This is a genomic window from Streptomyces sp. NPDC002851 (genome assembly GCF_053591935.1).
In genome coordinates, this window is sequence record NZ_JBSFUT010000018.1 from 103,326 (window position 1) to 124,961 (window position 21,636).

General features: G+C 71.7%; 18 protein-coding genes and 1 pseudogene. 12 read left to right on the forward strand and 7 right to left on the reverse strand.

Annotation, left to right across the window (positions count from 1 at the left end):
• Nucleotides 1-15: 15 nt before the first annotated feature.
• Nucleotides 16-1,182 carry a xylose isomerase gene (gene xylA / locus ACWD10_RS20545; RefSeq protein ID WP_451092912.1) on the reverse strand — a complete coding sequence of 389 codons (1,167 nt, stop codon included), beginning with the start codon at nt 1,180-1,182 and terminating at the stop codon, nt 16-18.
• A 152-nt stretch (nt 1,183-1,334) separates the two neighbouring features.
• Here xylA and xylB point away from each other — a divergent pair, with 152 nt between their 5' ends.
• The 10 genes and pseudogenes from xylB to ACWD10_RS20595 all read left to right on the forward strand — a co-directional run bounded on the left by xylB (nt 1,335) and on the right by ACWD10_RS20595 (nt 14,326).
• Complete coding sequence (gene xylB / locus ACWD10_RS20550; protein WP_451092914.1) at nt 1,335-2,861, forward strand: xylulokinase; 1,527 nt, start codon at nt 1,335-1,337, stop codon at nt 2,859-2,861.
• A gap of 158 nt (nt 2,862-3,019) precedes the next feature.
• The gene (locus tag ACWD10_RS20555; RefSeq protein WP_451092916.1) at nt 3,020-4,318 is read left to right on the forward strand and encodes an ROK family protein; all 1,299 of its coding nucleotides are present in this window, start codon (nt 3,020-3,022) and stop codon (nt 4,316-4,318) included.
• A gap of 188 nt (nt 4,319-4,506) precedes the next feature.
• A pseudogene (locus tag ACWD10_RS20560) lies at nt 4,507-5,537 on the forward strand (acetamidase/formamidase family protein).
• 35 nt (nt 5,538-5,572) lie between these two features.
• The gene (locus ACWD10_RS20565) at nt 5,573-6,208 is read left to right on the forward strand and encodes an N-acetylmuramoyl-L-alanine amidase (protein WP_451093025.1); all 636 of its coding nucleotides are present in this window, start codon (nt 5,573-5,575) and stop codon (nt 6,206-6,208) included.
• Nucleotides 6,209-6,343: 135 nt separating this feature from the next.
• A complete protein-coding gene (locus ACWD10_RS20570) occupies nt 6,344-7,648 on the forward strand; it encodes a GAF domain-containing protein (RefSeq protein ID WP_451092918.1) in 1,305 nt (434 codons plus the stop codon).
• A gap of 75 nt (nt 7,649-7,723) precedes the next feature.
• Nucleotides 7,724-9,247: an acetaldehyde dehydrogenase ExaC gene (exaC, locus tag ACWD10_RS20575; RefSeq protein ID WP_451092920.1), complete on the forward strand. Its 1,524-nt coding sequence runs from the start codon at nt 7,724-7,726 to the stop codon at nt 9,245-9,247.
• A gap of 264 nt (nt 9,248-9,511) precedes the next feature.
• Nucleotides 9,512-10,162: a DNA polymerase ligase N-terminal domain-containing protein gene (locus ACWD10_RS20580; protein WP_451092922.1), complete on the forward strand. Its 651-nt coding sequence runs from the start codon at nt 9,512-9,514 to the stop codon at nt 10,160-10,162.
• Between the two features lie 74 nt (nt 10,163-10,236).
• Entirely contained in the window at nt 10,237-11,262 is a 1,026-nt protein-coding gene (ligD, locus tag ACWD10_RS20585) for a non-homologous end-joining DNA ligase (protein WP_451092924.1), read from the forward strand.
• Nucleotides 11,263-11,396: 134 nt separating this feature from the next.
• Complete coding sequence (polX, locus tag ACWD10_RS20590) at nt 11,397-13,139, forward strand: DNA polymerase/3'-5' exonuclease PolX (RefSeq protein WP_451092926.1); 1,743 nt, start codon at nt 11,397-11,399, stop codon at nt 13,137-13,139.
• 38 nt (nt 13,140-13,177) lie between these two features.
• Entirely contained in the window at nt 13,178-14,326 is a 1,149-nt protein-coding gene (locus tag ACWD10_RS20595; RefSeq protein ID WP_451092928.1) for a baeRF2 domain-containing protein, read from the forward strand.
• A 48-nt stretch (nt 14,327-14,374) separates the two neighbouring features.
• Here ACWD10_RS20595 and ACWD10_RS20600 read toward each other — a convergent pair whose 3' ends face one another.
• A complete protein-coding gene (locus ACWD10_RS20600; RefSeq protein WP_451092930.1) occupies nt 14,375-15,172 on the reverse strand; it encodes a bestrophin-like domain in 798 nt (265 codons plus the stop codon).
• An 84-nt stretch (nt 15,173-15,256) separates the two neighbouring features.
• Here ACWD10_RS20600 and ACWD10_RS20605 point away from each other — a divergent pair, with 84 nt between their 5' ends.
• Together ACWD10_RS20605 and ACWD10_RS20610 are read left to right on the forward strand one after the other, a co-directional pair.
• Nucleotides 15,257-15,613, forward strand: a complete 357-nt coding sequence (locus ACWD10_RS20605; RefSeq protein ID WP_451092932.1) for a DUF779 domain-containing protein — start codon at nt 15,257-15,259, stop codon at nt 15,611-15,613.
• A 182-nt stretch (nt 15,614-15,795) separates the two neighbouring features.
• The gene (locus ACWD10_RS20610) at nt 15,796-16,983 is read left to right on the forward strand and encodes a phosphodiester glycosidase family protein (protein ID WP_451093027.1); all 1,188 of its coding nucleotides are present in this window, start codon (nt 15,796-15,798) and stop codon (nt 16,981-16,983) included.
• 12 nt (nt 16,984-16,995) lie between these two features.
• Here the strand turns inward: ACWD10_RS20610 and ACWD10_RS20615 are convergent, their stop codons facing one another.
• The 5 genes from ACWD10_RS20615 to ACWD10_RS20635 form a co-directional block, all read right to left on the reverse strand.
• A complete protein-coding gene (locus ACWD10_RS20615; RefSeq protein ID WP_451092934.1) occupies nt 16,996-18,591 on the reverse strand; it encodes a hypothetical protein in 1,596 nt (531 codons plus the stop codon).
• Nucleotides 18,592-18,680: 89 nt separating this feature from the next.
• Complete coding sequence (locus ACWD10_RS20620; RefSeq protein ID WP_451092936.1) at nt 18,681-18,875, reverse strand: hypothetical protein; 195 nt, start codon at nt 18,873-18,875, stop codon at nt 18,681-18,683.
• Nucleotides 18,876-19,022: 147 nt separating this feature from the next.
• A complete protein-coding gene (locus ACWD10_RS20625) occupies nt 19,023-19,814 on the reverse strand; it encodes a hypothetical protein (protein WP_451092938.1) in 792 nt (263 codons plus the stop codon).
• Between the two features lie 198 nt (nt 19,815-20,012).
• Nucleotides 20,013-20,657 carry an ABC transporter ATP-binding protein gene (locus ACWD10_RS20630; protein ID WP_451092940.1) on the reverse strand — a complete coding sequence of 215 codons (645 nt, stop codon included), beginning with the start codon at nt 20,655-20,657 and terminating at the stop codon, nt 20,013-20,015.
• Nucleotides 20,650-21,564, reverse strand: a complete 915-nt coding sequence (locus ACWD10_RS20635; RefSeq protein WP_451093029.1) for an ABC transporter ATP-binding protein — start codon at nt 21,562-21,564, stop codon at nt 20,650-20,652. The genes ACWD10_RS20630 and ACWD10_RS20635 overlap by 8 nt, the downstream gene beginning before the upstream one ends.
• Nucleotides 21,565-21,636 lie beyond the last annotated feature (72 nt).

Consider the following 21,636-nt stretch of genomic DNA (forward strand, 5'->3'; position numbering starts at 1 on the left):
TTCACACTTCCGGCCTCACCCCCGAACCCCCACCAGGTGATCCATAGCCAGCTGGTCAAGGTGTTCGAAGGCCATGCCGCGGGCCGCCGCCGCGTCCGGGTCGAAGGCCTCGTACGCGCCGCGGTCCGCGAGCAGCGCGGCGAGGCCGTCCTCGGCGGTGGGGCGGGACAGTTCGGGCAGGCGGGCGGCGCGCAGCGCCTCCTGGACGTCCGGATCGGCACGGAACGCGGCCGAACGCTCCCGCAGGATCAGGTAGTTGCGCATACAGCCCGCGGCCGAGGCCCACACGCCCGCGTAGTCCTCGGTCCTCGGCGGCTTGAAGTCGAAGTGCCGCGGGCCCTCGTACGCCGCGGATTCGAGCAGGTCGACCAGCCAGAACGCGGCCCGCAGATCGCCCGCGCCGAACCGCAGGTCCTGGTCGTACTTGATGCCCGACTGGCCGTTGAGGTCGATGTGGAAGAGCTTGTCCGCCCACAGGGCCTGGGCGATGGAGTGCGGGAAGTTCAGGCCCGCCATCTGCTCGTGGCCGACCTCGGGATTGACGCCGTAGAGGTGGGGCCGCTCCAGGCGCTCGATGAAGGCGAGGGCGTGGCCGACGGTCGGCAGCAGGATGTCGCCGCGCGGCTCGTTCGGCTTCGGCTCGATCGCGAACCGTAGGTCGTAGCCCTGCTCGACGACGTACTCGCCGAGCAGGTCGAAGGCCTCCTTCATCCGGTCGAGGGCGGCTCGTACGTCCTTGGCGGCGCCGGACTCCGCGCCCTCGCGCCCGCCCCAGGCGACGTACGTGCGCGCCCCGAGCTCGGCGGCGAGGTCGATATTGCGGATCGTCTTGCGCAGCGCGTACCGGCGTACGTCGCGGTCGTTGGCGGTGAACGCGCCGTCCTTGAAGACGGGGTGCGTGAACAGGTTCGTCGTGGCCATCGGGACGGTCAGACCGGTGGCGTCGAGGGCCTGCCGGAACCGCTTCACCACGGCCTCACGCTCGGCGGCCGGGGCGCCGAACGGAATCAGGTCGTCATCGTGGAAGGTGACGCCGTACGCGCCGATTTCGGCGAGCCGGTGCACGGCCTCGACCGGGTCGAGCGGGGCGCGTGTCGCCTCCCCGAAGGGGTCCCTTCCGGTCCAGCCGACCGTCCACAGGCCGAAGCTGAACTTGTCCTCGGGGCTGGGCTGATAGGACATGCGGCTCCTTCTTCCGGTTGCGGGGGCGCCCGCTGTGGGCCGTGCGGTGGGCTTTCGGGCGTGCTTGCGGCACACCTATTTCGTCATGGCGATTTACAAATTAGTATCCGGGGCCATCGTCAGGGAAGGCCGCGTACCGAACGGAGACGCTGATGGCAGCAGCCGATGGACCCCTCGTCGTCGGTGTGGACAGCTCCACGCAGTCCACGAAGGCCCTGGTCGTGGACGCGGCCACCGGCCGGGTCGTGGCCAGTGGCCAGGCGCCGCACACCGTGCGCTCGATCGCCGCGGGCGGCGCGGGCGGCGCGGGCGGCTCCGGCGGTGGCCATGAGAGCGACCCCGCGCAGTGGTGGGACGCCCTGGTCGAGGCGGTACGCCAGTGCGGTCCGGCCGCGCACGAGGCGGCCGCGGTCGCGGTCGGCGGGCAGCAGCACGGCCTCGTCACGCTGGACACCGACCACCGCCCGGTGCGCCCGGCGCTGCTCTGGAACGACGTACGGTCGGCGCCGCAGAGCGAGCGCCTCATCGCCGACCTCGGCGGCGGCAAGGCGTGGGCGGAGCGGATCGGCAGCGTGCCCGCACCGGCGTTCACGGTGACCAAGTGGGCCTGGCTGCGTGAGCACGAGCCCGAGGCCGCAGCCGCCACGGCCGCCGTGCGGCTGCCGCACGACTACCTCACCGAGCGGCTCACCGGCGAGGGCACCACGGACCGCGGCGACGCCTCCGGCACGGGCTGGTGGGCGGCGCCCTCGGAGTCGTACGACACCGGAATCCTGGACATGGTCGGGCTCGACCCGGCGCTGCTGCCCCGCGTGGTGCGGCCCGGGGAGGTCGCGGGCACGGTGCGCCGACTGCCCGAACTACCCTTCGCCAAGGGCGTCCTGGTGGCGGCGGGCACCGGCGACAACGCGGCGGCCGCGCTCGGCCTCGGCCTCCGCCCCGGCACGCCGGTCCTGTCGCTCGGTACGTCGGGCACGGTGTACGCGGTCTCGCCGGAGCGCCCCGCGGACCCGACCGGCACCGTGGCGGGGTTCGCGGACGCGCGCGGCGACTGGCTGCCGCTCGCCTGCACCCTCAACTGCACGCTCGCCGTCGACAAGGTGGCCGCGCTGCTCGGCCTGGACCGCGAGGCGGTGGAGCCGGGCGGCTCCGTCGGCCTGCTGCCGTTCCTGGACGGGGAGCGCACGCCCAACCTGCCGGGTGCCTCGGGCCTGTTGCACGGCCTGCGGCACGACACGACGGGCGGGCAGGTGCTACAGGCGGCGTACGACGGGGCGGTGTTCATGCTGCTCCGGGCCCTGGGTCTGGTCCTTGGCCCTGGCGCCGGGGCGTCCGCCACAGACAGATCGACGGACCGCGCCGCCGACAGCGCCGACGTAGCACCGCTCGTGCTCATTGGTGGCGGGGCGCGGGGCCGGGCCTGGCAGGAGACGGTACGGCGGCTCTCCGGGCGCCCGGTGCGCATCCCCGAGGCCCGCGAACTGGTGGCACTCGGCGCCGCCGCGCAGGCCGCCGGGCTCCTGACCGGCGAGGACCCGGCGGCGGTGGCCCGGCGCTGGGGCACGACCAAGGGGCCGCTCCTGGAGCCGGTGCCCCGCGACGAGGAGACCCTGGCCCGGATCGAGGCGCTGCTCTCCGACGCGCAGCCGCTGCTCGGACACGCGGGCGGCGCGGCATGACCTCGTCCGAATCGACCTCGTCCGAATCGACCTCGTCCGAGCTGACCAGAACCGGACCGACCGCATCCGGACCGACCGCATCCGCGCCGACCACCCCCGAACCGACCGCCCCCGGGCCCACCGCATCCGGACCGACCGCCCCCGAACAGGCGATAGCAATGCCCCGACTGCCCGGCGGGCTTCCGGGTGGCGGCCACGACCCGGCCAACACCCAGCAGGGCATCCGGCGGCGCAACCTCTCCCTCGTGATGCATGCCGTGGCCGCCCAGGGTCCGCTCTCGCGGGCCGCCGTGGCCGCCCGGATCGGGCTCACGCGCGCGGCCGTGTCCACCCTGGTCGACTCGTTGATCCGCGCGGGTCTCCTCGTCGAGCTGGGCCCGGACCGGCCCGGTACGGTCGGCCGTCCCGGCAGCGCGCTCGGCATCGGTGACCACGGCCCGGTCGGGATCGGCGCGGAGATCGGCGTCGACCGGCTCGCCGTCCTGGCCGTGGATCTGCGCGGCCGGGTGCGTGCCCGGACCGCCGTACGGGGCGATCACCGCGGCAGCGATCCACAGCAGGTGCTCAAGGAACTGGCCCATCTGGTACGGGAGACGGCCGCGACCGCCCGCGACGCGGGGCTGCGGCCCGCCGGGCTCGCGGTCGCCGTGCCCGGCCTCGTGGCCCGGGACACACACACGGTCGTACGGGCCCCGAACCTCGGCTGGACCGACGTCGACCCGGTGGCCGCACTGCGCGACAGCCTCAGCCTCAACCTCACCGGCACATCCGGCGCCGCCTCCGACGAGCCTCCCGAACTGGCTGCATTGTCGGCGAGTGTCGACAACGAGGCCAACCTCGGTGCCCTCGCCGAACTGTGGCTCGGCGGCGACCCAGCGCCGCGCGACTTCGTGCACGTCTCGGCGGAGATCGGCATCGGCGCGGCGGTCGTGGTCGACGGTCGGCTGCTGCGCGGAAGCCACGGTTTCGCGGGCGAGTTGGGGCACGTGCCGGTACGTCCCCAGGGTCCCGTCTGTCGCTGCGGCGGCCGGGGCTGTCTCGAGCAGTACGCGGGCGAGGAAGCGGTGCTCCGGGCCGCGGGACTGCCGCCCGGCGAGCGCGCCGTGGAGCGGCTCGCCGAGCGCGCGGCGGACGGCGACCCGCGGGTGCGGCAGGCCCTGCGCGGCGCGGGGAGCGCTCTCGGTATCGCCCTGTCCGGGGCGGTGAACCTCCTCGACCCGCGGACCGTGGTGCTCGGCGGCGCCCTGTCCCGGCTCGCGCCGTGGCTGCTGCCCTCTGTGGAGCGGGAATTGGGGCGTCGTACCGCGCATCCGCGGGCGGCGGGCGACGACCGGCACGGCCGCGACGAGACCGGTGTCACGGTCACCGTGTCCCACCTGGGCTCCGAAGGCCCGTTGTTGGGCGCGGCCCACTCGGTCGTACGCGCGGTGCTCGACGACCCGGCGGCGTTCGCGTAACCCGGCCCTGTCGTCGGACTCCTCCGCCCGCCGCGCGGCACATCGCTCTCATGTCGGCCCACATCAGCCTGGGAGTGCAGGTGTGACGAGGGACGTTGCTCGGGTACCACGTAGTAAGGCCCCCATCTCGGACGACGTCCGGGGCCCCGGTCACCCGTTCGCCTCGAAGAGAGCGGAGCACCACCCCGATGAGCCGGCGCAGCGAGCCCAGAATTCTGACGGTACGGCCCGAACCCGACGCCTACGCCTGGACGTTCGGCGGTGTGCCGCCGGTGGCCCGGATCGCGCCGGGCACTGTGCTCGACCTGTGGACCGAGGACTGCTTCGCGGGCCGGGTGCGGTCCGAGAAGGACTTGGTTTCCGAGGTCTGTGAATTCCCGTACGTCAATCCGCAAACCGGTCCCTTCTACGTGGAGGGCGCCGAGCCGGGCGACACGGTGGCCGTGCACTTCGTTTCCGTGGAACCGGCGCGCGACTGGGCGGCGTCCACGACCATCCCGCTGTTCGGCGCGCTCACCAGCACCCACAGCACGGCCTCGCTGCAACAGCCGCTGCCCGAGCGGGTGTGGATCTGGGAGCTCGACCGGGTCCGCCGCACCGCCCGGTTCACGGCGCACGAGAACGCCCTCTCTTTGGACCTGCCGTTGGATCCGATGCACGGCACCGTCGGTGTCGCACCCGCGAATCTGGAGGTCCGCTCGTCTTGGTGCCGGACGCGCACGGCGGCAACATGGACACGCCCGAGATGCGCGCGGGCGTCACCTGCTATCTCGGGGTCAATGTCGAGGGCGCGCTGCTCAGCCTCGGCGACGGGCACGCGCGGCAGGGTGAGGGCGAGACCTGCGGGGTGGCCGTGGAGTGCGCCATGAACACGGTCGTGATCGTCGACCTCCTCAAGGACGTGGCCACGCCCTGGCCACGGCTCGAATCGGACACCCACCTCATCTCCACCGGCTCGGCCCGGCCGCTCGAGGACGCCTTCCGGATCTCCCAACTCGACCTCGTGCACTGGCTGGTGCGCGACTACGGCTTCGCGGAGCTCGACGCGTACCAGTTCGTCACGCAGATCGTGGAGTCGCCGCTCGCCAACGTCTGCGACACCAACTACACGTGCGTGGCGAAGCTGCGCAAGAAGTGGCTGCCCGCCCGGGAGACTTATCGCGGCCTGCACGCCCGACTGCGCGAGACGGCAGCCACGCTGGGGCCCGTCTCCCCATGAGCACCCCCACCGACCTCAGAAAGGCAGGCCAGCCCATGGATCATCCACGGCACCTCCCCAGCAGACGCCGTCTGCTCCAGGGTGCGGCGCTCGCCGCCGGGACGCTGATCGGCGGCACCCTGTTACCCGCGGACCGCGCCGCCGCCGAGCCGCGTCGCCATCGGGTCCGGCCGTTCGACTATCCGCGCGCCGAGTGGGTCCCGGCGAGCCGGTCCAACTACACGGAGTCCGGCCGCCCAGGCACCTACCCGGTCGACTTCGTCGTCGTGCACGTCACGCAGGAGACGTACGCCGACACCCTGGCGATCTTCCAGGACCCGGACCGCAAAGTGTCCTCCCACTACGTGGTGCGCTCGTCGGACGGGCACGTCGCGCAGTGCGTACGGGAGAAGGACGTCGGCTGGCACGCGGGCAATTGGGACTACAACACGCGCAGCGTCGGCATCGAGCACGAGGGCTGGGTGGACGATCCCTCGTGGTTCACGGACGAGATGTACGAGTCCTCGGCCAGGCTCACCGCGTACCTGTGCAGCACGTACGACATCCCCACCAACCGGGACCACATCATCGGCCACAACGAAGTCCCCGGCGCCGACCACACCGACCCCGGACGGCACTGGGACTGGGACCGGTACATGGACCTGGTCAACTCCTCCACCCTGTTCGACTGACGAAGGGCTGACCGAGCCCGCGGGCGGGGGCCGTGCGGATCTCGCCATCCGCCGTGCGCGGGCGGTTGTCGTGCCGTCCGGGCGGCGGGACGATGACGGGGTCCGCATCCCCACGACCCCGTCCGGGAGGCCGAGTTGACCGATCCGTGGGTGGCCCTGGAGCCCGGTGCCGATCCCGCCGAGCGGGTCCGGACGGTGCGCCGCGCGCACGCGGCGTTCACCGAGGCGGCCGGTCCGGGGCGGGCCGCGGGCAGATCCGCGGGCGCGATGCCGCGTCCGGTCGAGGTGCGTCCGGTGGTGGCCGAGTCGTGGCGGCGCTCGGCGCGGGCGCGGGTGTGCCCGGACGGCACGGCGCCGGTCGAGCTGGTGGACGGGGACCTCGGCAGCTATCGGGCGGAGCACCCGCTGGCCCGTGTGATGCCGGTGTTCCGGGAGTTGATGAGCACCTTCGCGCGGGACGGCGAGCATCTGCTCGCGGTGTGCGACGCGCAGGGCAGGCTGCTTTGGGTGGAGGGGCACGCCGGTACGCGGGCCCGGGCCGACGCGATGAATTTCGTGCCGGGCGCGCGCTGGGCGGAGTCCGCGGTCGGCACCAACGCGCCGGGCACCGCGGTCGCCGTGGACCGGCCCGTGCAGGTCTTCGCGGCCGAGCACTTCAGTCGCCGGGTGCAGCCGTGGACCTGCGCGGCGGCCCCGCTGCACGACCCGCGCACCGGCCGGGTGCTCGGCGCCGTCGACATCACCGGCGGCGACGGCCTCGCCCACCCGCACAGCCTGGCCTTCGTGCAGGCCGTGGCCCGCGCCGCGGAGGCCCAACTGGCCCTGGAACAGCCCAGAGTGGGCCCGGACACGGTCGAGCTGTACGCGCTCGGCCGCGACGAGGCGCTGCTCATCACCGGCGGCCGCAAGCGGCGCCTGACCCGCCGCCACTCCGAGCTGCTCACCCTGCTCGCCTGTCACCCCGAGGGCCTGACCGGCGATCAGCTCCTGATGCTGCTGTACGAGGACGAGGCCATGTCGCCCGTGACGCTGCGGGCCGAGCTGTCCCGGCTGCGGGTGCTGCTCGGCGCCGCGCTGTTCGCGTCCCGGCCGTACCGGCTCACGGTGCCCGTCGCGGCGGACTTTCTGCGGGTGGAGCGGCGGGTCGCGGCGGGTGGCACGGCCAGTGCGATGAGCGCGTACGCCGGGCCGTTGCTGCCCCGATCGACGGCGCCGGAGGTGGTGCGGATGCGGCGCCGCCTGGAGCAGTCCCTGCGCACCGCGCTGATCGAGCGGGGGGATCCGCAGCTGCTCGCGGACTGGGCGCACAGTCCGTGGGGCGGCGAGGACCTCGACGTATGGCAGGCCCTGGTGGCGGTGATGCCCGAGGGCGCGCCGGAGCGTGCCCCGGCCGAGGCGCGTCGGCGCGCGCTTCACCGGGAGCAGTCGGCCGCAACGTAGGCGCAACGTCCCTGTGCCTACCGTCGGCCGCGAGCGCTGCCCAACGGCGGGCAGCCTGCCCCGGGAGGTACGAAGATGACCCGTTACGCCGCGCCCGGCACCGAGGGCGCAGTCGTCTCCTACCAGTCGCGCTACGACCACTACATCGGCGGTGAGTACGTACCGCCCGCCCGTGGCCAGTACTTCGAGAATCCGAGCCCCGTCAACGGCCAGACCTTCACGGAGGTGGCCCGCGGCACCGCGGAGGACGTGGAGCGCGCCCTGGACGCGGCGCACGCGGCCGCACCGGCCTGGGGGCGTACGCCGGTGGCCGAGCGCGCGAGCGTACTGAACAAGATCGCGGACCGGATGGAGGCCCATCTCGAGGAGCTCGCGGTCGCCGAGTCGTGGGAGAACGGCAAACCCGTCCGGGAGACCCTGGCGGCCGATATACCCCTGGCCATCGACCACTTCCGGTACTTCGCGGGCGCCATCCGCGCCCAGGAGGGCTCGCTCAGCGAACTGGACGACGACTCGGTCGCGTACCACTTCCATGAGCCGCTCGGCGTGGTCGGGCAGATCATCCCGTGGAACTTCCCGATCCTGATGGCCGTATGGAAACTGGCCCCGGCCCTCGCCGCGGGGAACGCGGTGGTCCTGAAACCGGCCGAGCAGACCCCGGCCTCGGTGCACGTCTGGCTGAGCCTGGTCGCCGATCTGCTGCCGCCGGGCGTGGTGAACATCGTCAACGGCTTCGGCGCGGAGGCGGGCAAGCCGCTGGCGTCCAGCCCGCGGGTCGCGAAGATCGCGTTCACGGGTGAGACCACCACGGGCCGCCTGATCATGCAGTACGCCTCCGAGAACATCCGCCCGGTGACGCTCGAACTCGGCGGCAAGTCGCCGAACATCTTCTTCGACGACGTCTGGTCGGCGGACGACGCCTTCCGCGACAAGGCTCTCGAGGGCTTCACGATGTTCGCTCTCAACCAGGGCGAGGTCTGCACCTGCCCGTCCCGGGCGCTGATCCAGCGCGGCCACTACAGCGAGTTCATCGAGGCGGCCATCGCCCGCACGGAGCGGATCGCGCCGGGCCACCCGCTGGACACGGACACGATGATCGGCGCGCAGGCCTCCAACGACCAGCTGGAGAAGATCCTCTCCTACCTGGACATCGGGCAGCGCGAAGGCGCGAAGGTCCTCACCGGCGGGCAGCGGATCGAGTACGACGGCGAACTCGCGGGCGGCTACTACGTCCAGCCGACCATCTTCGAGGGCGACAACCGGATGCGGATCTTCCAGGAGGAGATCTTCGGCCCGGTGGTCTCGGTGACGTCGTTCAACGACTTCGACGACGCCATCAAGATCGCGAACGACACGCTCTACGGCCTGGGCGCCGGGGTATGGACCCGCGACATCAACACCGGCTACCGCGCGGGCCGTTCCATCCAGGCGGGCCGAGTCTGGGTGAACAACTACCACGCCTACCCGGCCCACGCGGCCTTCGGCGGCTACAAGCAGTCGGGCATCGGCCGCGAGAACCACAAGATGATGCTGGAGCACTACCAGCAGACGAAGAACATGCTGGTGAGCTACTCCCCGAACAAGCTCGGCTTCTTCTAGGGCCACCGCCTGCTAAGGGCACCGGCTTCTGAGGCCACCGGCTTCTGAGGCCACCGACGAGAAGGCGCCTGACCTGGGCTTTTACCCGTCAGGCGCCTTTCCCTCTGCCTTCCCCGCAGTCTTACGGCGCACACCGGGTGCAGACCCCGCCAATGAAGGGCGCGTCCCGCCGATGAAGGGCTCGTAGCGCCGCCCGCCCCACATGCGCCGCGCGGGCCGGTGCGTGACCCTGACACCGATGGGCATCGGCAGGAAGGGGGCGTCGTGAAGGGTGAGGGTGGGCTCTCGGCGTACCGGAGGAAGCGGGACTTCGAGCGGACCCGTGAGCCGCCGGGGGACGAGGGTGCGGGCCCGTCGGCCGCCGCCGGGCGCGAGCCGGTCTTCGTCGTGCAGATCCACGATGCGTCCACCTTGCACTTCGACTTCCGGCTCGAGGTCGACGGCGTACTGAAGTCCTGGTCCATCCCGAAAGGCCCCTCCACCGACCCGCACGACAAGCGGCTTGCGATGCCGACCGAGGACCACCCGATGGAGTACCGGGAGTTCGAAGGGGTGATCCCCGAGGGCGACTACGGCGGGGGCACGGTGATCGTCTGGGACGAGGGGACGTACCGCCCGCTTCCCCCGAAGAAGCGCAAGGACCGCGACGCCTCCTTCGCCGAGCGGCTGGCGAACGGCCACGTCACGTTCTGGATGGACGGCAAGAAGCTGCACGGCGGCTACGGGCTCACCCGGTTCCGCACACAGGAGTCCGAGGGCCGGGAGTCCTGGCTCCTCGTGAAGGAGAACGACGAGCGGGCCGGGCAGCGCGGCGCACCCGACCCGCGCCGGGCCAGGTCGGCACGGAGCGGACGGACGCTCCGGCAGGTCGCGGCCGAAGAGGGCGACGAGGGCGACGAGGGCGAAGGGGGCTGAGAGGTCGAAGAGAGCAAGGGGGGCTAGGGGCTAAGAGGGCCGACGAGGGCTCGACGAGGGCCAGGAGGCTGAGCGTGGCGGAGCAGGAGGACCTCCTCAAGTCGTTGCCCGACGCACAGCGGCGGCTCCTTGCCGATGCCCCCTCGGGCGAGGATCTCGCGACCCGGCCCATGCTCGCCGTGCTCTCCGACCGCCGGGACTTCGCCGGGGGCTGGGTCTTCGAGCGCAAGCTGGACGGGGTCCGGGCGCTGGCCGTACGCGAGGGCAGCCGGACGCGGCTGCTTTCCCGTACCGGCCGACTCGTGAACGACACGTACCCCGAAATCGTGGACGCGCTGGCCGCGCAGGGCCGCGGAGACTTCGTCGTGGACGGTGAGATCGTCGCCTTCTCGCACGGCCGGACGGAGTTCTCCCGGCTCCAGCAGCGCATGGGGATCACCGATCCCGCTCAGGCGCGGGCCAGCTCGGTGGCGGTGACGTACTACGTCTTCGACCTGCTGCGCCTCGACGGCAAGGACCTCACCCGGCTGCCGCTGCGTACCCGCAAGTCCCTGCTCCGCCGCGGCCTGCGCTTCGCCGCCCCGTTGCGCTTCACGCCGCACCGCAACGAGGGCGGCCCACGGCTCCTCGCCGACGCCTGCGAGCGGGGCTGGGAGGGGCTGATCGCCAAGGACGCCGACGGGCCCTATGTGCCGCGCCGCTCCACCGACTGGCTGAAACTCAAGTGCGGCCGCGGCCAGGAGTTCGTCATCGGCGGCTTCACCGAGCCGGCCGGAAGCCGCATCGGCTTCGGCGCGCTGCTGCTCGGCTACTACGAGGACGGGACGCTGCGGTACGCGGGCAAGGTCGGCACCGGCTACGACCAGGCCGCGCTGCGCCGTATCCGTGGTCTTCTGGACGAGCGGGAAGAGGACCGCTCCCCGTTCGGCGAGCCGGTACGGGAACGGGCCGCGCACTGGGTGCGCCCCGAGCTGGTCGCCGAGGTCGGCTTCACCGAGTGGACCCGGGACGGCATGCTGCGCCACCCGCGGTTCAAGGGCCTGCGGGACGACAAGGAGCCCTCGGAGGTGGTGCGGGAGGAGCCTCGGGAAGCCGCGTGAGCGTGCAGATGACCAGGCGGATAAGCAAGGCGGATGAGCAGGGCGGATGAGCACGCAGGACCTCCGTCGGGAGCGCCCGGCGCGGAAGGGCCCGTGGCATGGGCCCGCACCGAAACCCGCCCTAAAATGAAAGGGTGGTCCGGCCCAATGAAGAGGTCGCGGCGCTGCTTCAGGAGTACGCGGACCTCGTCCTGATCACCGGCGGAGACGCGTTCAAGGCGCGCGCCTACGAGAAGGCCGCACGTGCCATTGGCGGCCACCACGCCGACGTAGCGAAGCTGGACGCCAAGGGCCTCCAGGAGATCCCGAACGTCGGCAAGTCCATCGCCGAGAAGGTGATCCGGTATCTCCAGACCGGCCGGATGCCCGCCGTGGAGGACGTCAGGTCGAAGATCCCCGCAGGCGTGCGTCAGCTGATGGCCATCCCCACCCTCGGCCCCCGGAAGGCCATGACGCTCTACGAGGAGCTGCACATCTCCTCGGTGCCCGAACTCCTCGACGCCATCCACGAGGAGCGGCTGCGCGACCTCAAGGGCTTTGGGCCGAAGACCGAGGAGAACATCCTGCACGGGATCGACCTGTTGCAGGCCGCGGGCGAGCGGGTACCGATCAACGCCGCCATGGAGGTCGCCGAGGAGATCGTGGCCGAGCTGTCCGCCCTGTCCGGCTGCGAGAGCTGCACGTACGCCGGGTCGCTGCGCCGGATGCGGGAGACCGTCGGGGACGTGGACATCCTCGTGGCGGCGGACCGCTCCGACCCCTTCATGGACGCCTTCACACAGCTGCCGGGCATCGCCGAGGTCATCGCCCACGGCACGAAGAAGACCTCGATCCGCACCACGAAGGGCCTCCAGATCGATCTACGGGTCGTGCCGCCGGACTCCTGGGGCGCGGGGCTCCAGTACTTCACCGGGAGCAAGGCGCACAACATCCGCACCCGCGAGATGGCCGTCCAGCACAAGCTGAAACTCTCCGAGTACGGCCTGTTCCACGCCAAGAGCGGCAAGAAGATCGTCTCCGCGAGCGAGGAGGAGGTGTACGCACGGCTCGGGCTGCCCTGGGTTCCGCCGACGCTGCGCGAGGACCGTGGTGAGGTCGCCGCGGGGCTGCGCGACGAGCTGCCGGACCTGGTCACGGAGGCGGACATCAGGGGCGACCTGCACACCCACACCGACCTCACCGACGGCCTCGCCCCGCTGGACGAGATGGTGACGGCCGCGGCCCGGCGGGGGCTGCGCTACTACGCGGTCACCGACCACGCCCCGAACCTGTATATGCAGCGGATGACGGACGAGAAGATCCTTGCCCAGCGCGAGCGGGTACGCGAACTCGACGGCAAGCGCCGGAAGATGCGCCTGCTTCACGGCACCGAGCTCAATATCGACCCGGAGGGGAACGTGGACTGGCCGCAGGAGTTCCTGCGGGACTTCGACCTCTGCGTGGCCTCCGTGCACTCCCACTTCAACCAAGGACGGGACGCCCTGACCCGGCGGCTCATCACGGCCTGCGAGAACCCGGAGGTCAACATCATCGGACACCCGACCACCCGGATCATCGGGAAGCGGCCGGGCATCGACGTGGATCTCGACGCGGTGTTCGCCGCCTGCGCCCGCACCGGGACGGCGCTCGAGATCAACGCGCACCCCGACCGGCTCGACCTCGGTGACGAGCACATCCTGCGCGCCAAGCGGTACGGCGTGAAGTTCGCGATCAACACCGACGCCCACGCACCGCTCCACCTGGAGTACCTGCGCTACGGCGTGGGCACCGCACAGCGCGGCTGGCTGACCGCGGACGACGTGATCAACACCTGGACCCTGCCGCGGCTGCGCCGTTTCCTCCGCAAGGAGGGCGCCGGGCCATCGTCCGCGTCCTAACCTTGTAGTACGCACTGTCCCCGATCGGGGGGAAGATCATGGAACTCGGTTTTCTCAAGCCGCTCTTCGACCGTATCGGCCCCTGGGCCTCGGTGTACGTCGAGACCACGCGCACGACCGAGGACGCGCAGCAGCGGCAGAAGCTCCGTGAGCGCGAAGTCGCCTCGCAGCTCATCGACGCGGGTGCCGACCCCTACACGTGCCGGGCGGTGGTGGACCGGCTCGCGCACGAGCCGACCTCCGGGGCGCCTCCGGGCCGGGCCCTCTTCGCCGCGGGCGCCGAGGTCGTCCTCGATATCCCGCTCAGCGTGGCACCGGCCGACACCGAGGCGACCTGGTCCCTGCTTCCGCACATCTCCCCGCTCCCCGGCCTGATCGGCGAAGAACCGGCATGCCTGGTCGCGTACATCGACCGCACCGGCGCCGATATCGAGCTGCGCGAGGCGCAGCACAGCCGGACCGTGGCCACGGCGAACGGCAAGGAGTGGCGGGGCCGCGGACACCGCAGCGTCCCCGCGGACCGGTACGAGTGGCACTACCGGAACAAGGTCGAGAACACCTGGAACGAGACCGCCGACATCATCGCGGACGAGCTCACCCGGCAATGGCCGGAGAACGGCGCACAGCTCCTCGTCCTGACCGGCGATGCCCGCGAGCGCCATGCCGTGTACAACCGGCTGCCGGAGCAGATCCGGAACGTCACCGTCGAGGTCGACAGCGGCAGCCGGGCCGCGGGCGCCTCCAAGAGCGCGCTCGACCGCCAGATCTCGCAGGCCTGCGAAGAGTTCGCGCGGGGCCACCTCGAAGAGGCCCTCAACCGCTTCCGCGCCGGGCGCGGCCGCCCCGGCGAGCACGGTGCGCAGGGTCCCGAGAGCAACCCCGGGGACGCGGCGGAAGGTGTGCCCGCCGTCGTGGACGCGGCCCGCAAGCACCAGGTGGGCACGCTGCTCCTCGGGCAGGACGCGTCCGACGCGGGCCGCGACGTCTGGATCGGACCCGGCGTCGACGAGGTCGCCGTACAGCGCGGCGAGGCGCGCGCGCTTGGTGTCAGCAAGCCGGAGCGGGCGCGCGCGGACGACGCCCTGCTGCGGTCCGCCGCGGCCGCCGACGTCGAGGTCCTGTTCGTCCCCGAGGGCATGCCGGGCCCGGCGGGCGGATTCGGCGCGGTACTGCGCTGGAGCGCTTGAGGCGCGGGGGCCTGAGGCACGGCTCGGGCTGTGCTCAGGCGCCCTCGGTCACGCTTGGTGGCCCCGGGCGTCGCAGGGCAGCTTTTCCTTGCCGTACGCGGAGTCGTAGTCCTTGGTGATGTCGTCGATCGTCATGTTCATGGAGGCGTGGTCCACGTTGACCACTCCGCGGAAGGGCCGGTCGACGTCGTTGATGAGGAGCAGGGCCGCGGTCAGCAAAGCGGTGAAGATGGCGAGGGTGACGATCTCCGCGCGGCCGCGTCGGTGCGGCAGAACAAAGGCGACCGCGATCACGGTGACTACCAGTGTGAGGAGCATGAACCAGTACATGGCGCCCGGGATCGCCGGAGTGGACTGGGACAGCCGGTCCCGCCGTGACTCGCCACGCTTGTCGTCGGCGTCCAGGAGCATCTCGAACACCGGGGCGTCCGTGAGCGGCTTCGTCGCCTCCAGGAAATCGACGCTCCATGGGTCCGGCACCGCCGAGCGCTTGCCGTCCCTCATGGTCCGCCACTCCTCGGCGATCACGGCGCGCGCGTAGCAGATCGCGTCCCCCTGCAGCCGCTGGCGCGCTTCCGGCGGCGCGAACTCGGCGACCTCGTAGAGGTGTTCCACTGCACTGGCCTCGGTTTGGGACGCCACCTCGGCCTTGGAGAACGAGTCCGCGGCCATCACGAGCACAAAGGCCAGGACGAGGACGGCGAGGGTCTGGAGCGGTTCCACGAGGTCGCGTACGGTCATTGCCTCGGCCTCTTCGCCGAGGAGCCGACGGCGCAGTAGTCGATTGAGCACCATGCCGACGACGAACGCGATGGCGATGGTGGCGACGGTGACAGTGATAATCACGCTTCTCCCTGTACGAATGCGACAAGACGGCTACACATAGCGACTGTCCACGACTGTACGTAACGAGAGGGAGGCGTCCGGCATATGTCCGAGGCGAGTCCTGTGGAACTGACGGAAGCGGCCGCCGCGCTGGTGCGGCGACTGCGGGAGATACACGGTCCGCTGATGTTCCATCAGTCCGGCGGCTGCTGTGACGGCAGTGCGCCCATGTGTTATCCGGAGGGCGAGTTCCGTACCGGGAACTCCGATGTGCTGCTCGCCTCGCTGTCCGTGGACGGAGTCGATGAGCCGATCGGGTTCTGGATGTCCAAGAGCCAGCACGAAGTCTGGTGTCACACCCGGCTGATCGTCGACGTCGTGGCGGGCCGCGGCAGCGGGTTCTCGCTCGAGGCTCCGGAGGGGGTGCGCTTCTTGATCCGATCGCGGGTGGTCGGCGCGTAACCACCAAGATCCGTTCCATACGGTTGATACGTTGCCGGAACGCGGACATCGGGATGTTACCGGCATCTGGCGAACTTCCCTTCCCGCTGGGACAGTTGGGTGGTCGAGGCGTCGGCGGGTCGTCAGGGGGTTCGGTGAAGCTGCGGGGCGCGCACCGGTGGAGAGCCGTACTTGTCGTCCTGATGGTGTGGAGCGCCCTGGCCGGCGTGGCCCTCGTGGGGGCACCGGCGGCCGGGGCGTCGTCGTCGTTACGCGCGGTCGCGCACGGCGTGACGTACCGGACCGTAGATCTGACGACCTCTCATGGGCCGGTCCGCGCCCATGTGGTGACGGTCGATCTGCGGGCGCGCGGGGTCCGGGCCGGTCTGCTCTATCCGGGGTTCGTGGGCGCGCGGCAGAGCGTGTCCCAGATGGCGGACGCGACGGGCGCGGTGGCCGGGGTCAACGGGGACTTCTTCAACATCATCGAGACGCAGCACCCCGGCGTAGAGGCGACCGGCGCCCCGGTCGGTCCCACGGTCGCGGGCGGGCGGCAGTTGAAGGGCGCGGTGCCGCTGGGGCAGCGGTTCGGGCCCGCGCTGCCGCCGGGCACCGACACGCGGGAGGTCATCGGGGTCGGCATCGACGGCCGGGCCCGGCTCGGACGGCTCACGCTGCGCGGCGCGCTCCGCATGCCGTGGGGGCGGATGCCGCTCGGTGGGCTCAACCAGTACGCACTGCCGGTGGGTTCGGTGGGCGCGTTCACCTCCGACTGGGGTTCGGTGTCGCGGCTGCGGTCGACCTGCGGGACGGATACGGACCGGGGTGCGCCGTGCAGCACGGACACGCATGAGGTGACGGTGCGGCACGGGCGGGTGGTCGCCACCGCCGACGCGCCCGGTGCCGGGCCCATCGCGCGGGGCGAGACCGTGCTCGTGGGGCGCGAGGCCGGGGCGCAGAAGCTGCGCAAGCTGGCGGTCGGCGAACGGGTGGGGATGTGGCACCGCTTGGTCCCCGAGGGCTCCCGGGTGCCGTACCGGTTCGCGCTTGGCGGGTATCCGGTGCTGCGGGACGGGCGGCCGCTGGCCGGGCTCGACGGGCTGACGCCCGCGGTGCGGTCGGCCACGGGCATCAGTGACGGCGGGCGGCGGCTGCATCTGGTGGCGCTCGACGGGTCGCCGGAGTTCCGTAAGGGCCTGACCATCGCCGAAGTCGCCGACTTCATGCGGAGGTTGGGAGCCTCGGACGCCTTCAGCCTCGACGGGGGCGGGAGCTCGACGCTGGTCACCCGCGATCCCGGCGCCCCCGGCGTGACGGTGCGGAACAACCCCGCCGGAGGGATCGAGCGGCCGGTGCCGAACGGGATCGGGGTGTTCGCGCGGGCGGCGTAGGCGCACGGCGCCTCACCGGGTATCGCGGACCGCCGTGATGCCGTTGAAGACACCGACGTACGCCGTGCCGTCCGGACCCAGCGTGATGGGCGCCCAGCTGTTGTCGTACGCCATGCCGGTGCCGACCAGGCGCTTCCAGCGGCGCTCGCCGGTACGGAAGTCGACCGCGGTCAGGTACCAGGCGTCGATGCCGAGCCGGTTGGGGTCCTTCTCGTAGAAGTAGAGCAGGCCGTTCGCCGTCGAGAGCTTGGGGACCGTGGACGGGGAGCGCACCTCGCTCTCCCAGACCGTGTCACAGCCGCTGCCGTCCGGGCGTACGTCGATCCGCGTAGCACCGCCGACGACCGAGCGGCCGAACGTCAGCGATGTGACGTTCTCGTAGCCGTAGTTGTTCTCCACGACCAGGCTGTTGCCCCAGCTGATCAGGGAGTTGTCGGTGGTGGAGGCGCCCACGCCGAAGACCGGGACCTTGCAGACCAGGCGCCGGTCGTCGGGAACGGCGTCGCCGCGGCGGTAGACGAGAACGTTCATGCGGTCGTCGGCGTTGTCGGTGATGGCGACGTACCGCGCTCCGTCGGCGCCGAAGAGGTCCGGGGTGGTGCCCGAACCCTGGTTGACGGAGCCAGGTTTGGCGCCGGTCCCCCGGTCGTACGGCTGCCGCCACACCGCGCGCGGCGTGCCGTCCGCCGTCGCACGGAAGCTGTAGAGGGCGTGGTCGCTGACGATGGAGACGCCGTCCTCGGCCACCGAGAACGAGTTCTGGATCTCCTCGCCGCGCAGCCGGATCGCGCGCATGGCGCCGTCGTCCGGGTCCACGGTGCCGATCCGGCCCTGACGCGTCACCCACCAGATGCGGCCCTGCCAGTCGGGCATCACGGAGGTGACCGGGTCGCACGTGCCACTCGGGTACGGGTTGGTCCAGGAGGCGCAGTCGTGCGGGACGTGGCCGGTCAGATCCCAGTCCGCGTCGACCTCGAACTGCCAGCTGCCGTCCGGGCGTTGTTCATGCGCGAGCCGGACGATGTGCTGCCGAGAGTCGGCCAGGACAAGCCGGTCCTCGTGGTCGAGGTAGGCGTACGCGCCGCCGGACGTGTCCTTGAAGATCTTCGAGAAGTCGAGCCGGGTGATCGCCTCGACCGTGGAGGGGCGTTGCGGCAGCTGGTACTCGGCCAGCGTGTCCAGGGACTCCGGGTCGAGCAGCTTCACCAGGAAGCCCTTGAAGGTGCCGCAGACCGTGATCAGCCTCCCGTCGGCGTCGAATGTCACCGTCGCGCACTCGCCGCCGAGCGCCGCCATCCGCTCGCTCGATGCCTGGGGCGTGCGCCCAAGTGGCCCGTTCCAGGGGTACGTTCCGCTGCCGGCCGCGTCCGCGTGCATGCCGCTGCGGCCGTTCGGCGCGAGATACGGGTGCTGCGGGGGCTGTTCGCCGGGCAGCGGGCGTGGCTCGGCGGGCGCGCCCTCGTAGGCGTCGACGAGCCGGTGCCCCGGCGCCTTGGGGATGTCATCGGCCTGCGCCGGGGCCGCGGGGAACGCGAGGGCCGCGGCCACGGCGACGGCGGTGAGCGTCGGAGCGAGGGCGCGGCGGACCGTGCGACGGGTGGCGGACATGCGGCCGAAGCTAGGACCGGCGCCTTCAAGTGTCCATGGAAAGGTGAGAGTTGTTCAGGACTGCCGGGCGGTCCGGAGCTTACGCATGGTCAAGGGTGCAGGTTGCTCACGATGTCCGCCGTCGTCGTGAGGCCGTGCTGAATCGTCGGGGCCATGCTGGTGCTCGCCAAGTAGAAGCCGAGCAGGACGCACACCAACGCGTGCGAGAACTTCAGCGCGCCATTGCGCAGGAACACCACCGCAAGGATCAGAAGCAGCAGAACAACGGAAATCGAAACGGCCATCGCCAACCTCCTCCGCCACATTGACTCCGTGGCTTTCGGAAGCCAGTGTGGCGGAGCGGAGGGGCCGTCCGGGCGACTGACATATCCGCCGAACGTGTGTTGACTGCCTTTGAACCCTCCCCCAGCCAAAGCAAGGGGATTCCTGGCTCAGGAAGCCCTGTGGGTCAGCGACCCGAGAGGTCTTACTCCCTCAACACCAGCCGGGACGGAACCTGCCCGGTTGCCCGAAAGCATGGGTTTGCGCTGGCTTGATTCTCGCTCAACACACCGTGCACGCTTGGCTCTTGCAATGCACGGCGTACACGCTACCCGATCGTGCGGGTGGTGTTGGACCCTTGTGGCGAAACCCGGGCCACCGAGGTCGGCCAGGCGGCCGTCGTAGAAGGCGTACCGGAGCGTCTGTGCCGCCATCGGGTCGCGGGCGGCGCGGTCACCGGAGATCACCGCGGTCACCGGGCCCGGGTGCACCCGGCCGTGGTCGTACGTCGTGCAGAGCTCGCGGTAGCGGCGCAGGTGGCGGTGGAGTTCGAGGTACGTCGAGGCGCCCTCGGTCTTCAGGTCGATGAGCAGTTGCAGCGAACCGCCCCAACCCGGGTACACCGAGCCGCCGCCCGCGCGGACGCGGGCGCGCAGCGGGTCCAGGTAGAGGGACTCCAGGGTGCGGCTCGGGTCGAGTTCGGCCGGTTCGTGGGCGACCAGGAGCTGTCCGTCGACGAGGAAGATGTCCGCTTCGACGCTGGTGAAACGGTGGTCGAGGGCGTCGAGCAGCGGGCGGGGGTGCAGGTAGTCGTTGTGCGCGTGGGCGCGGCGCAGGGGGCGGGGGTGGCGTCGCCGGGCGGACGGCTCCGGTGTGGCGGTCGCCGTGGATGTGGCGGTGGCGGTGGCCGTGAGGGCGGCGGCGAGGGTGGTGACGGCTCTGCGGCGGGTGACGTGCGGCATGGGTGTCTCCCGGAGACGACAACGGGCGGGGCGTCATGGAGTATGCGGGCCCGCCCGGGGCAATGGGCAGGGCCGTGCCGGGAGTTGGCGAGTTCGCCGCCTGGTGTTCAGGCCCGGGTTCGTGGCAGCTCCCTGCGGGCGGGCGTCACAGAGTGCGTGCCAGGCGTCGCGGGCCCGCGAAGGTCGGGGGGACGGGGCCTAGGCCCACTCCACCGTCCGGTCGCACCACCGGTCGAGCAGCACCCGGTCGTGGCCGACGGCCAGCAGGCCCGCGCCGGTCTCCTTCCGGTACGCCTCCACGACGCCCACGAGGGCCGCGGTCGTCGAGGCGTCCAGCATTGCCGTCATCTCGTCGCAGACGAGCCAGCGCGGCCGCAGGACCAGGGCGCGGGCCAGGCAGGCGCGCTGTAGCTGGCCGTCGCTGACCTCGTGCGGGCGGCGACGCAGCAGGTCCGGGCCGAGGCCGACCGTGCGGGCCAACTCCGGGATCCGGTCGGCCGTTTCGGCGCCGCGGCCGACGGCTCGCAGCGGCTCCGCGATCAGGTCGGTGAGCCGGAGCCGTGGGTCCGCCGAGAGCCGGGGCTGCTGGAACACCACGCCGAACGCGGTGCGCTGCTCGCGCGGGGCCCGGTGTCGCCAGCCCCGGGCCGGTTCGCCGTCGATGACGACGCGCCCGGCGTCCGGCCGGTGCAGGAGTGCCGCGACCCGGGCGAGGGTCGACTTGCCGCAGCCGCTGGGCCCGAGCAGCCCGACGGCCTCGCCGGGCGCCACGGTCAGGGAGACGTCCCGCAGGACCGGGGCGCGGCGGTCGTATCCCGCGGTGACGGCGTCGAGTTCAAGCATGCTCCACCTCCAGGGCGTGGTGGCAGGCGACTCCGTCCAGCGGTTCCGGCAGAACCCGGCACGCCTCGTCCGCGAGGGGGCAGCGGGCGGCGAAGGCGCAGCCGTCGGGCAGTGCGTCCAGCTCCGGTGGCATGCCGGGGACCGGGGTGAACTTCCGGTCGGGCAGGGCGTCCAAGAGACCGCGGGCGTACGGGTGGCGCGGACCCGGGGTGTCGAAGAACGTCGCGGCGTCCGCGAGTTCGACGATGCGGCCCGCGTACATCACGGCGATGCGGTCCGCAATCCGCTCGGCCGCCGCCAGGTCGTGGGTGATCATGAGCAGCGCCCGGGTTTCTCCGGTGTGCCGCTTCAGTTCGTCGACGGTGCGGTCCACGAGGTCGCGGTCGAGCCCGGTGGTCGGTTCGTCGGCGAGCAGCAGTGGGGCGTCGCCGATCAGTGCGAGCGCGGTGGCGGCGCGTTGGGCGAGGCCGCCGGAGAGTTCGTGCGGGTAGCGGTCGAGGTGGTCGGCGGGGAACGCGGCGCGCTCGGCGGCCGCCTGCGCCGCCGAGCGCGCCTGCGCCTTCCTCGCCCCGGTCAGCTCCCGTACGGCCTCTTCCAGTTGGGAGCGCACGGTGCGTACCGGAGTCAGATGGGCGGCGGGCGACTGCGGGACGAGCCCGATGCGTCGGCCGCGGACCGCGCCCGCGAGGGTGCGTTCGTCGGCCGCGAGCAGGTCCAGGGAGCCACCCCCTGGGTCGCCGAGCAGCGCGCTCCCCGCCGTCTCGGCATTGCCGGGAAGCAGCCCGAGCAGCGCGGAGGCGAGAACGGACTTGCCGCAGCCGCTCTCTCCGACGAGGGCCAGGCACTCCCCCGCGGCGAGGTCGAATTGGGCGTCGCTGACGGCCCGTACGTAGGTATTGCCGCGCATGCGGAACCGTACGGACAGGCCCTTAACAGAAAGGACGGGCTGTCCGGCGGCCGCTACTGAAGTAGGGCCCGT

What these genes read in the sequence shown, in the direction of transcription:
- xylA (WP_451092912.1), bottom strand. Translation starts at nt 1,182, where the DNA reads ATGTCCTATCAGCCCAGCCCCGAGGACAAGTTCAGCTTCGGCCTGTGG.
- xylB (WP_451092914.1), top strand. Translation starts at nt 1,335, where the DNA reads ATGGCAGCAGCCGATGGACCCCTCGTCGTCGGTGTGGACAGCTCCACG.
- ACWD10_RS20555 (WP_451092916.1), top strand. Translation starts at nt 3,020, where the DNA reads ATGCCCCGACTGCCCGGCGGGCTTCCGGGTGGCGGCCACGACCCGGCC.
- ACWD10_RS20565 (WP_451093025.1), top strand. Translation starts at nt 5,573, where the DNA reads ATGGATCATCCACGGCACCTCCCCAGCAGACGCCGTCTGCTCCAGGGT.
- exaC (WP_451092920.1), top strand. Translation starts at nt 7,724, where the DNA reads ATGACCCGTTACGCCGCGCCCGGCACCGAGGGCGCAGTCGTCTCCTAC.
- ACWD10_RS20595 (WP_451092928.1), top strand. Translation starts at nt 13,178, where the DNA reads ATGGAACTCGGTTTTCTCAAGCCGCTCTTCGACCGTATCGGCCCCTGG.
- ACWD10_RS20605 (WP_451092932.1), top strand. Translation starts at nt 15,257, where the DNA reads ATGTCCGAGGCGAGTCCTGTGGAACTGACGGAAGCGGCCGCCGCGCTG.
- ACWD10_RS20610 (WP_451093027.1), top strand. Translation starts at nt 15,796, where the DNA reads ATGGTGTGGAGCGCCCTGGCCGGCGTGGCCCTCGTGGGGGCACCGGCG.
- ACWD10_RS20615 (WP_451092934.1), bottom strand. Translation starts at nt 18,591, where the DNA reads ATGTCCGCCACCCGTCGCACGGTCCGCCGCGCCCTCGCTCCGACGCTC.
- ACWD10_RS20620 (WP_451092936.1), bottom strand. Translation starts at nt 18,875, where the DNA reads ATGGCCGTTTCGATTTCCGTTGTTCTGCTGCTTCTGATCCTTGCGGTG.
- ACWD10_RS20625 (WP_451092938.1), bottom strand. Translation starts at nt 19,814, where the DNA reads ATGCCGCACGTCACCCGCCGCAGAGCCGTCACCACCCTCGCCGCCGCC.
- ACWD10_RS20630 (WP_451092940.1), bottom strand. Translation starts at nt 20,657, where the DNA reads ATGCTTGAACTCGACGCCGTCACCGCGGGATACGACCGCCGCGCCCCG.
- ACWD10_RS20635 (WP_451093029.1), bottom strand. Translation starts at nt 21,564, where the DNA reads ATGCGCGGCAATACCTACGTACGGGCCGTCAGCGACGCCCAATTCGAC.